Consider the following 10,464-nt stretch of genomic DNA (forward strand, 5'->3'; position numbering starts at 1 on the left):
TCGATTTCAGGGTCGCGATTCACTGAAGGACAATGGCTTAAACCATGTTCAATGGCAGTGCCATTTGTTCGCTTTTGATATATTTTTTCATTTAAATCCATTAACCCTATGATGCGACTAAACAAACTCGTTGTTCTAGTCCTGGCTTTTTTATGTTGTCACCTAACAGTAATTGCACAACAGGTGGCTGGTAAAGTTACGGCCAATGACGGAACTCCTTTGATCGGAGTAAACATTTCCGTCAAAGAGACCAATACAGGTACTATTTCAGAATCGGATGGAACTTACCAAATTGTGGCCGCTCCAGGCAACACTTTGGTTTTTAGTTACATCGGATTCGCGACCTATGAAATTAAATTGGGCAATGAAAAAAAGTTGGATGTCACTTTGAAAGAAGACGCTCAGAGTCTGACTGAAGTAGTTGTAACCGCATTGGGGGTGCAAAGGGAATCCAAAAAATTGGGCTATTCTGTAACAGCGGTGAATACAGATCAGCTCACCCAAAACAGAACGACCAACGTGATGGAGTCGCTGGAAGGCCGGGTTGCTGGTCTGAATATTACCCCTCCTGCGGCCGGTGCAGGGTCCAGTATGCAAATCCGCTTGCGTGGCCAGGCCGCCTTTGCCGGAGCGAACAACGCTCCCCTGATTGTTATCAATGGCCTTCCGATTGATCAAGGCGCACGTGGTGCGAATGGAGGCAACCAACGCGACCTTGGGGATAACTTATCCAACATCAACCCGGATGACATCGAAAGTATGACGGTGTTGAAGGGGGCAACCGCTGCGGCAATTTATGGCGCTCGGGCTGCCAATGGGGCCATCATCATTACGACCAAATCTGGGCGAAAAGGCCAAGGTATCGGCGTGGAGTATTCCTCCAACTACTCTGCACAACATGCCTTGAATTTCTTTGATTTCCAGACTGAATATGGACAAGGGACAGGAGGAAAAAGACCAACCAGTGGCGCCAATGCGGCTACTACAGGCCAGTTTGCCTGGGGAGAAAGATTGGATGGGGTACCTACTCCCATCTTTGATGGTACATTACAACCCTATTCCGCTAATCCCAACAATCTTTTCGATTTTCTACAAACCGGGACAGATTTTACCAATACAGTAGCCCTGTCGGGCGGAGGTGCCAATGGCAGTTTCCGGGCCTCCTTTTCCAATACCGACGCCAAAGGTATTACCCCAAACAACGAGTACAAAAGGAAGATTGCCAATGTGGGGATCAATCACAATATTTCACAAAAACTCAAGTTGTTGTTGAACATCAACTACACCAACGAAACCCAAATCAACCCTCCTCAAATTGGGATCCAAGGAGCTGGCGCGGTCAACTTTTTCACCCGGATGGCTACCTCCATTCCGCTATCCGCCTTTAAAAATAGTGCAATAGCGGCAAATGGTACGGAGACCTTGACTTCGGGTTTTCAAGGTACCCTACTTAACCCTTATTATGCTATTGCGGTAGGACAACGCTATCAAACGGAAAGAAACCGCTTCCTTTCAACAGCGACTTTAAGATACGATCTGACCGATTGGTTGTATGTGCAGGGCAGGTATAATTATGACTTTGCCCTGACTTTTACTGAATCACACGACCCCGGTGGGATAGGGACCAGTGTGCCTACCAATGCTGATGGTACCTTTAAAGGGGCATACAATTTGTCGGAAAACAAAGGAACCGATGTCAACGCAGATTTCCTGATCGGCGGTGGCAAAGAATTTGGGGCTTTTTCCATTGACGCCAATTTTGGTGGCAACACCTGGCGGGTGAAAAACAATGGATTTAATCAAAGTTCATCCAACTTTATTGTACGCGATCTTTATTCCATTGGAAACGGTTCCGTGCGCAACCAAGGTTATGGCTTTTCTCAATACAGGGTTAATTCCTTGTATGGTTGGGCTGAACTCGGATACCACAACATGCTTTACCTCAACTTTACAGGTCGGCAAGACTGGTTTTCGGTGTTGAACCCCGAAGACAACAGCGAGCTTTACCAATCCGTATCGGGTAGTTTTATTTTTTCCGAACTGCTGAAAAACCAGAAATGGCTTTCGTACGGTAAACTCAGGGCTTCCTGGGCAGAAGTGGGTAGTTCAAACGGGGTAAATCCTTACGATGGAGTTTTGGTGTACGGCATTGGCCAAAACCAATTTCAAGGTCAAACTACTGCCAGTATTTCGGGTGGATCTGCACCAAACCGTTTTTTACGGCCATTTAGTGTAGAAGAGAAAGAAATTGGCCTTGAATTGAAGATGTTCGGAAACCGGGTAACGCTAGACATTTCGGCTTTTGACAAGGTAACCACCGATCAGGTATTGGATGTTCAATTGTCCAATGCTTCCGGATACACCAGCTCGAAAGAAAATCTTGGTTCCTTGAAAAACAGTGGTTTGGAATTCTTGCTTGAAGTTAAGCCAATCCAAACCCAGAATTTTAGTTGGTCTAGTTCCTGGAATCACGCCTTCCTGGCTACAAAGGTACTTTCAGTTGGAGCACCGAGTGACATCATTGTGGTCAACTGGGGCGCTACTGGAAATGAGTTCATCGGGCAATTGCGCTATGTAGAAGGGCTACCGATGAATCAGGTTTATGCAAGAACCTATTTAAGAAATGCAGCAGGCCAGATTCTCCTCACCGACCAAGGGCGTTTAATCGCATCTCCTGATTACGTAAGTTTTGGCAGCTCGATTCCCAAACATACCGGTGGGTGGAATAACACATTTACTTACAAAAACCTGAGTCTTGCCGTTCATTTTGATTACAAGTTGGGAGGTGTTGTCATTTCCTCCACTGCTTTGAATGCAACTCGTCAAGGGCACTCCAAACAGTCTTTGGTGGGGCGCAGGCCAGGCGAAACGGGCGTGGTGTTCCCAGGTGTTTACCGTTCCAACGAGCAGCCCAATACCAAGGCTGTTGACCCTGCTCAATTCTACGCTGACTACCGCAACAACCAAATGGGGGACATCTTTGTCTTCAAGTCCGATTTTGTTAAGCTGAGAAACATCTCCTTATCCTATAACCTCACGGATTTGTTAAAAAAATCGAACGCGCTGAAGTTCATCAAAGGATTGTCGCTGACTGCTTCCTGTCGCAACCTGGCATTACTGTATAAGGATATTCCGGATCTTGATCCTGAAGCGATCCAATCCTCTGGTGATTTCCGCTCTGGTTACGAGAACACTTCTCTGCCTACTACGCGCAATTTTAATTTCAGCCTAAATGCCAAATTCTAATGACTATGAATAAGTTAAAAGGACTTTTGCTCATATCCGCAATCTTCTTTTTGCTGGGAGGATGCGACAAGGATTTTGTAGAAATCAATACCAATCCTTATGCGGTAACCAATATTGATCCTGCTTTACTGTTTGCAGGTGCCCAACGCTCACACCTGGGTGGATGGGAAACCGAACATACCATCGTTCAACACTTTGTGAATCCCTTCAACTCAGGTGCAACGCTTGGTCCAAATTTTAATGCGGACATCGACAATTTCAACAATGGGAAATGGGACGGCTCCTATCCCAACATCATCAAAAACCTGGTTCAAGCCCTTTCCCTATTGGAAGGAGTGAGCGACCGTCCGAATTTACGGAGCATGTTGCGCATCTGGAAAGCTCAGGTGTACATGGGCATAGTAGATACTTATGCTGATGTGCCTTATTTTAATGCTGGTCAGGCATTTTTGAAAGGCAGTGAATATTTTTACCCCTCTTATGATGATGATGCAGCCATTTACGCAGATTTGGAAAAAGAGCTGAAAGAATCGATTGCGGCCTTGAATCCCAGCGCTGATTTTGTCGGACCAGACCTCTTTTTTGGGGCCAATGGTTCGGTAAAAAGTGCCAATGCTACCGTACAGGTTGAGAAGTGGAAAAAATTGGGGAATTCCTTGTTGTTGAGATTGGGGATGCGGTATTCCAAACTTGACCAGGCCAAAGCCAAGACCCTGGTAAGCGAGGCGTTTAATGGTGGAGTGATGAAATCCAATGATGACAATGCCTGGGTTAAATACGACGGTACCCTGTTTACCAATGGTGCCAACGGGGGCCTGGTCAACAACAACCCATACTTTTACTATGCAGCCGAACCTTTAGTGGAGCAACTAAAAACAACAGGCGATCCACGTGGGCAATTCATCGTAGCCACTTATGCTAATCCTTCAAATCCATTGGCTGATCCAAAGCCAGTTACTGATTTGGCCAGTCAGTTTGGTGTACCGGTTGGCGTGATCAATACCGATCTGACCAAACCAGCCTATCGTGGTGCCAAAGGTGGCGGGTACAACTATTCACAAATGAACGTGAATGTAGTGGCTTCTTTAACGGCACCCGATTTTTGGATGACCTATTCCGAAGTGTCCTTGTTACTGGCTGAAGCAGCACAGAGAGGTTGGATTGCCGGAGGCGATGCCGCTGCCAAGCAATACTACGAAGATGGCATCAAGGCTGACATCAAACGTTATGCGCTGTACCCCAAATCCTCAACCGTTTCAGATGCAGATATTGCCACTTTTCTGGCCAGTCCGGGAGTAGCGTATAATGCAGCTGACGCCCTCAAATTGATCAACACCCAACTCTGGATTGCCTACATCAGAAATGGCACCCAAGCTTGGGCTAATTTTAGAAGAAGTGGTTTCCCGGCTTTAAACCCCAATCGCTTCAACAACAACCTCAACGGTGGATTCATCCGGCGCCTCTCATATCCTGATTATGAGTTGGCTCAAAACCGGACGAACTACCAGAATGCAGTTAAAGCCATTGGTGGGACGGACAACCTGACCACCAGGGTCTTTTGGGATAAAGAATAAAGATCACAATAAAAATGGGGTGTAGGCATTTGCCTGCACCCCTCGATTTATTTCTAAAAATTATTTTCCTAGTTGTTTATTCAAAGAAAGGAACATCTGGCGCTGCGTATTTTTTCAGCGCTTCTTCGTTCAAGTCTACCCCAATTCCAGGTTTATCCAGCAATTTGATAAATCCTTTTTCCACAAATTCTCCTTCAAATTTGACAATTTCTTTCCACATCGGATCCTTGTGGTAATAAATTTGCCATTCCAGAATCATGAAGTTGGGTACAGATGCGCAGACGTGAGCCGCCGCCATCGCGCCCAAATATGAGGCAACCATGTGTGGGGCAAAAGGCACATAATACAGGTTGGCAAGGTTCGCAATCCGTTGACCTTCACCCAAGCCGCCCGCTTTTTGCAAGTCTGGCATAATGATATCTGCAGCACCTTTTTCCAGATAGGGCCGGAAACCATAACCCAGGTAAACGTTTTCGCCCACACAAATTGGCGTGCTGGTCGATTTGGCGATTTCAGCATAAGCATCCACGTTTTCGGCGGGAATGGGTTCCTCCAACCACATCAGGTTCAGCGGCTCCAGGATTTTGGCTACGCGTTGTGCCGTTGGAAAGTCATAACGACCGTGCATATCGGCACAAATGTCGATGTTTGGGCCTACGGCTTGTCTTGCTGCAGCCATTTGATCGTACATTCGTTGGATTTCGGCGGGGCCGGCAGTCCAGTTGTAGCGGTCGTACTTATTGGGGTCGTTGGCTTGATCCAGGTCAAATTTTACGGCAGTCATCCCCATGCCCACAGCCTCTTTTGCTGCGGTAGCAAAGTCTTCAGGCTTCGGTAACTGGTTCTGATACAGCGCAGTATCCATATAAACCCGTACACTATCACGGAATTTACCGCCCAGCAATTGATAAACGGGAACGCCTAGTGCTTTACCAGCTACGTCCCAAAGGGCCGTTTCAATGGCAGTTAAAACTGCCACATACATCCCCGCCTGGGCCCCACTAAAGACGCCACCTTTGCGAATTTGGTCAAAAAGCCTATGGACATTGAGTGGGTTTTGGTTTCTCAACTGGAACCCAAATCTTCTGGCCAGATGATAAGTACCTCCTACCGCATCTACCCCTTCCCCGTAACCGATTAGTCCCTGGTTGGTAAGGATTTTAACAAACATTCTTCCACCGCCTCTCAGGTAAGCCACTTTTACATCGGTAATCTTCAGATCGGTGGGTGCAGACAATTTAGGATTATCATCTACTGCATTGGTATATCCCTTGCCAAAAGTTTGGGTTAGCCCCGTAAACCCCATGGCACCAACCAAGGCACTTTTGCTCAAAAACGCACGTCTTGAAGCTGTTTTTTTCATGTTTATAGTTTATTGATGAATGATGAACTTGTACTTACCAAGTTCTGGTTTTAAGCAGTTCTTCCACCCGTTCTGGTGAAACCGGAAGTTTCATTTTGTTGTCTTTCAGCCATTGAGAAAAATCTTTCTCAATTTCATCCGACCAGCGGGTATCGATTTGCCCGGCAGTGTATTTTTTCTCCCGCAATCTTTGGTGGCCAAACATGTCTCTCAGCCGCACGATTTCAGAAGATTCAACCACTTGTTGGGCCAGGTATGCTGGAATAAAAATCACTCCCCCGTCTCTGGCCAGCACCACATCGCCAGGTATTACCGTAGCGGCGCCAATGCGCGTGGGCGTATTTATCCCGATCAGGGTTGTGTTCAAACGAGGCACCCGGTCATTGGGGCCGATGCTTCCAAAGTGATGCGAAGGATGGTAAGTTTTGAAATAGACCGTAAAATCAGCCATTTCCTTCATGCCGTTAACGTCTCTGATCGGCCCATCATAAATAAATCCGTTACCAGATCTGCCCAAAATGGAATTGGCCAGGTTGTCACCTACAGTTGGGCCATCAATATCAGCACCGTGATGGTCAACCACATACACATCTCCCGGTTGAAGCATGTCGATTGGCCAGGCGTTGGGTGCGAGTACGCGGCCATCCTTTTTGCCTTTCTCCTGAATGGCCTTGTGGATGTCCGGCCTGCCGGGAATAAAAGTGGCAGTTAATGCTCGCCCAACCAGTACACCCTCCGGATGGACTTGCTGCCAGTTGCCTTCGTATTGATAGTTGAAACCAGCACCCCTACAGGTAGCCCAGGCTTCCTCCAGCGTTACTGATTTCATCCTCTTTAAAATGTCGTCGGAAACTTTGGGCCTCCCGTCAGCAAATCGTTCCCCCTTCCATTCGGGAGTGAGAAAAAGCATTTCTTCTTTGGAACTTTGCTGCGCTTGGAGCATCAGCGGGAGCATTGCTAAAAGGCCCCAAAACTTGGTCAAGGTTTTCATGTTGAAAAAGATTTTAATGTTTTTTTGTTTGTTTGTTCGAAAAAAACACGTTTGAAGTGTTAACCTGCAAGGTGTTAAGTTACTATTTTTTGAACAAATAATAACCAATAAGCAAGGTTAAAGAATTGAATCCAATTTAGCAAAATAATAACTGTTTTTTTTACAATTATTAAATCACAAATGAAATAAAATTGCTAGTTTCATCCCATCAACAAAACATAATCAATTATGAATGGCTTAGGATCTAACAAAATTTTCTTCTATTCTCTTTTGTCTGTGGCGATTATCAGTGCAATAGCGAGTTGCAACTCTGCTCCTACGGCAGAGTGGGACAAGCTGAACCAGGAACTAATCAGTAAGCACAATTTGAAGGTACGCAATCTCTCCGGACTACCCACCAACGATATTGAGTCCAACCTAAAAGATGGCCAGGTTTCGAACCTCAGTCAACTGGACAGTGTGGAATTATTCCCAGGTGTGAAGGCTAGAATGTTTTGGGGAACAGGTACGATGGTGAGTGTGCTTGAACTGGCCCCCAATGCCCAAATCCCGGAAGCCGAATTGCAAGCAGAAAGATTTGCATTTGTCCTGGCAGGTTCCATCCAACAAATGGCAAATGGGAAAGCGCTTTCGCTGATTTCCAAAGAAAGGGAAGCTCCGGATGGCACCCATAGTGGCACCCCTCGGGTCGATTTTGTGTACCTGGAAAAGGGAAGCAAAAGTGCGGTAACTGCTGGTAGTAGCGGGGCTAAGCTATTGGAAATCTACAGCCCATTTCGCCTGGATTATTTACAAAAGGCAGGGCTTAGTAAACTTCCAAGTGCAATGAAGTCGCCTGCAAAAACCGCAAAACCCAATGTAGAACCCAATAAGGTGTACGATTTGTACGAATTCCAATTGACTGAATTGGCAGAAGGGGCCAATTCCAGACTAATTTCAGGAGAACATACCCAACTTAGCTTTATTTCAATGGATCCAGGATCCATTTTTAAACATCATATTCACCCTGAAGAACAAATGATGATGGTGTTACGCGGTGAATGTGATGAGATCTTGCTGGATACCGAACAAAAAATGGTTCCAGGCAGCATGGTGGTGATCCCCGGCAACATGGTACACGGGGCCAAAATGAGTGATTTGGGCTGCGATGCGCTGGACATTTTTTGGCCAGTTCGGGAAGACTACATGGAAAAAGAAAAAGCCAGGATGGCCGCTTACAGAGCCATTATTCCAGAAAATGCCAAACCTGAATTGTTGGTGGATGGAACAAAAACCCAGCCCAACTTGACGTTTAGCGAAGGCCCAAAATGGATGAATGGCAAAATATATTTTTCCAATATGTTCTTTGATCAGAATTGGACTGCCAACCCTGCGAAAAGTTCTACGGTTGAATTAAGCTCCGATGGCACTTATAAAAACATTAGCCAGGGCAAAATGCAAACCAATGGCTTGTATCCCTACAAAAATGGCAATCTCCTGGTTTGTGACATGATCGGCCATCAGGTGCTGGAGATGACCCCGGCCGGAAAAGTGGTAAAAGTGATTGTAAATCAATACGAAGGAAAACCCATCGACGGGCCTAATGACATTGTTACAGATGCCAAGGGAGGGTTTTATTTTACTGATCCTCAATTTACGATGGAGCCGCAGAAATCCCAACCCGGACGGGCAGTGTATTACGTTTCTCCCGAAGGTAAAGTGACTCGGCTGACCAAGCCGAATGAATTTGCGATGCCTAACGGAATTGTGTTGTCACCGGATGGTAAAACGCTGTACATCAACAATTGTTACGACGACGAATCTTGGTTTCCGGTAAACAGCGAAAAGGACAATTACATCTGGGCCTACGATGTAAAGGAAGATGGAACCATCAGCAACGGCCGGCAATTTGCAAAATTGTTCTTGACCGGCAATGTATTGGATCGGAAAGGTAAGTCGTCCAGTGCCGATGGTATGGCCATCGATAAAAAAGGCAACCTATACGTAGCAACTTACTATGGTGTTCAGATTTTCAATGCTCAAGGAGCCTATGTTGGCATGATCAATTTACCGAGTTTCCCGGTGAGCCTTTGTTTTGGAGACAAGGACATGAAAACCCTGTATATCGTCAGCTACAGCAAGGTGTACAAAATCCGCACCAATATGGAGGGCTTTGTCAATTATTTATAAATCGTCACAATCACAACTGCATGAATAAGATCACAATGAACAGCAGGCTGTTGGCAGTCTACCTACTTTTTTTGGGGCTTGCCCAAGTTTCGGCACAAGAGATTGGCAGCATTGAATTTATTGCGCCAGAGCTGGGAGGCCTCATCAAAAAAGAGGCTAAAATTGAGGTGCTTGCCGAAGGTTTTCAATTTACGGAAGGGCCACTGTGGCTAGAAAAGGAGAAAATGTTATTGTTTTCCGATATTCCCGCCAATACCATTTACAAATGGACGGAAGCCAAAGGTAAAGAAGTGTATGTGAAGCCAGGTGGCTACACGGGCAGCGAACCAAGGGGTGGATTCATGGGTCCCAATGGATTGTACAAAACCAAGGACGGAAAGTTGTGGATTTGCCAACACGGCGACCGCAGAATCGCCAGTATGGATGCACCACTCGACGCCCCAAAACCAAATTTCAGCACCGTGGCTGGCTCCTACAATGGGAAAAAGTTGAATAGCCCCAACGACTTTTTTATGGCCGCCAATGGTGATTTGTACTTTACCGACCCTGCCTATGGTTTTGAAAAAGGTTTCAATGATCCCAAAAAGGAACTGGCGTTTCAAGGGGTGTACAGAATGGATAAGTCGGGGAATATCAAACTTTTGATTGACTCTATTCAAGCACCCAATGGCATTGGAATCTTCCCAGATGGCAAAACTTTGTTGGTTGCCAATACGCAGGGAAAGGGTAGGGGCTGGTATGTGTACGACCTCGCTTCGGATGGTTCATTGCAAAACGGACGGGTGTTTTACAATCCAGGAAATATCCGCGAACCAGGTGGATGTGATGGCTTTAAAATTGATAAAAAAGGCAATGTATTTGCAGCAGGTCCAGGCGGCATCTGGATATTCACAAAGGAGGGGAAGTTGATTGGAAAAATCAAGGTAAATAACCTGACCGCGGCCAATTGTGCCTTGACCCCAAATGGCAAAACGCTTTACATTACGGCTACGCAGTATTTGTTGAGGGTTAAGATGCGCTGATATTTAATTAGGGAATACGAGCCATTTTGATTTGGGCTGCGCCAAAATAATGATTCACCACGACGACACGACGATCACGACGTTTCGCTCCGCGCCACA

Annotated in this window: 6 protein-coding genes; 4 read left to right on the plus strand and 2 right to left on the minus strand. The window is 46.1% G+C overall.

The annotated features are described in order from the left end of the window. The first annotated feature begins 108 nt into the window (after positions 1–108). Both SFV55_RS05685 and SFV55_RS05690 read left to right on the plus strand, forming a co-directional pair. Positions 109–3,246, plus strand: a complete 3,138-nt coding sequence (locus SFV55_RS05685; RefSeq protein ID WP_320028504.1) for a SusC/RagA family TonB-linked outer membrane protein — start codon at positions 109–111, stop codon at positions 3,244–3,246. 5 nt (positions 3,247–3,251) lie between these two features. Beyond that, positions 3,252–4,820 (plus strand): SusD/RagB family nutrient-binding outer membrane lipoprotein, encoded by a 1,569-nt coding sequence (locus tag SFV55_RS05690; RefSeq protein ID WP_320028505.1) that lies wholly within the window; start codon positions 3,252–3,254, stop codon positions 4,818–4,820. 76 nt (positions 4,821–4,896) lie between these two features. On the opposite strand, the gene SFV55_RS05695 is transcribed toward SFV55_RS05690, so the two are convergent. Both SFV55_RS05695 and SFV55_RS05700 read right to left on the minus strand, forming a co-directional pair. After that, positions 4,897–6,183 carry a mandelate racemase/muconate lactonizing enzyme family protein gene (locus tag SFV55_RS05695; RefSeq protein ID WP_320028506.1) on the minus strand — a complete coding sequence of 429 codons (1,287 nt, stop codon included), beginning with the start codon at positions 6,181–6,183 and terminating at the stop codon, positions 4,897–4,899. Between the two features lie 34 nt (positions 6,184–6,217). Further along, the gene (locus tag SFV55_RS05700) at positions 6,218–7,174 is read right to left on the minus strand and encodes an RraA family protein (protein WP_320028507.1); all 957 of its coding nucleotides are present in this window, start codon (positions 7,172–7,174) and stop codon (positions 6,218–6,220) included. A gap of 228 nt (positions 7,175–7,402) precedes the next feature. Between SFV55_RS05700 and SFV55_RS05705 the strand changes: the two genes are divergently transcribed. Together SFV55_RS05705 and SFV55_RS05710 are read left to right on the plus strand one after the other, a co-directional pair. Beyond that, positions 7,403–9,343, plus strand: a complete 1,941-nt coding sequence (locus tag SFV55_RS05705; protein ID WP_320028508.1) for an SMP-30/gluconolactonase/LRE family protein — start codon at positions 7,403–7,405, stop codon at positions 9,341–9,343. 20 nt (positions 9,344–9,363) lie between these two features. Then, entirely contained in the window at positions 9,364–10,365 is a 1,002-nt protein-coding gene (locus SFV55_RS05710; RefSeq protein ID WP_320028509.1) for an SMP-30/gluconolactonase/LRE family protein, read from the plus strand. Positions 10,366–10,464: the final 99 nt, after the last annotated feature.

The organism is Haliscomenobacter sp., assembly GCF_033763495.1.
Lineage (GTDB): Bacteria > Bacteroidota > Bacteroidia > Chitinophagales > Saprospiraceae > Haliscomenobacter.

Coding starts and splice junctions, on each gene's coding strand:
- SFV55_RS05695 (WP_320028506.1), bottom strand. CDS start 6,183: ATGAAAAAAACAGCTTCAAGACGTGCGTTTTTGAGCAAAAGTGCCTTG.
- SFV55_RS05705 (WP_320028508.1), top strand. CDS start 7,403: ATGAATGGCTTAGGATCTAACAAAATTTTCTTCTATTCTCTTTTGTCT.
- SFV55_RS05690 (WP_320028505.1), top strand. CDS start 3,252: ATGAATAAGTTAAAAGGACTTTTGCTCATATCCGCAATCTTCTTTTTG.
- SFV55_RS05710 (WP_320028509.1), top strand. CDS start 9,364: ATGAATAAGATCACAATGAACAGCAGGCTGTTGGCAGTCTACCTACTT.
- SFV55_RS05685 (WP_320028504.1), top strand. CDS start 109: ATGATGCGACTAAACAAACTCGTTGTTCTAGTCCTGGCTTTTTTATGT.
- SFV55_RS05700 (WP_320028507.1), bottom strand. CDS start 7,174: ATGAAAACCTTGACCAAGTTTTGGGGCCTTTTAGCAATGCTCCCGCTG.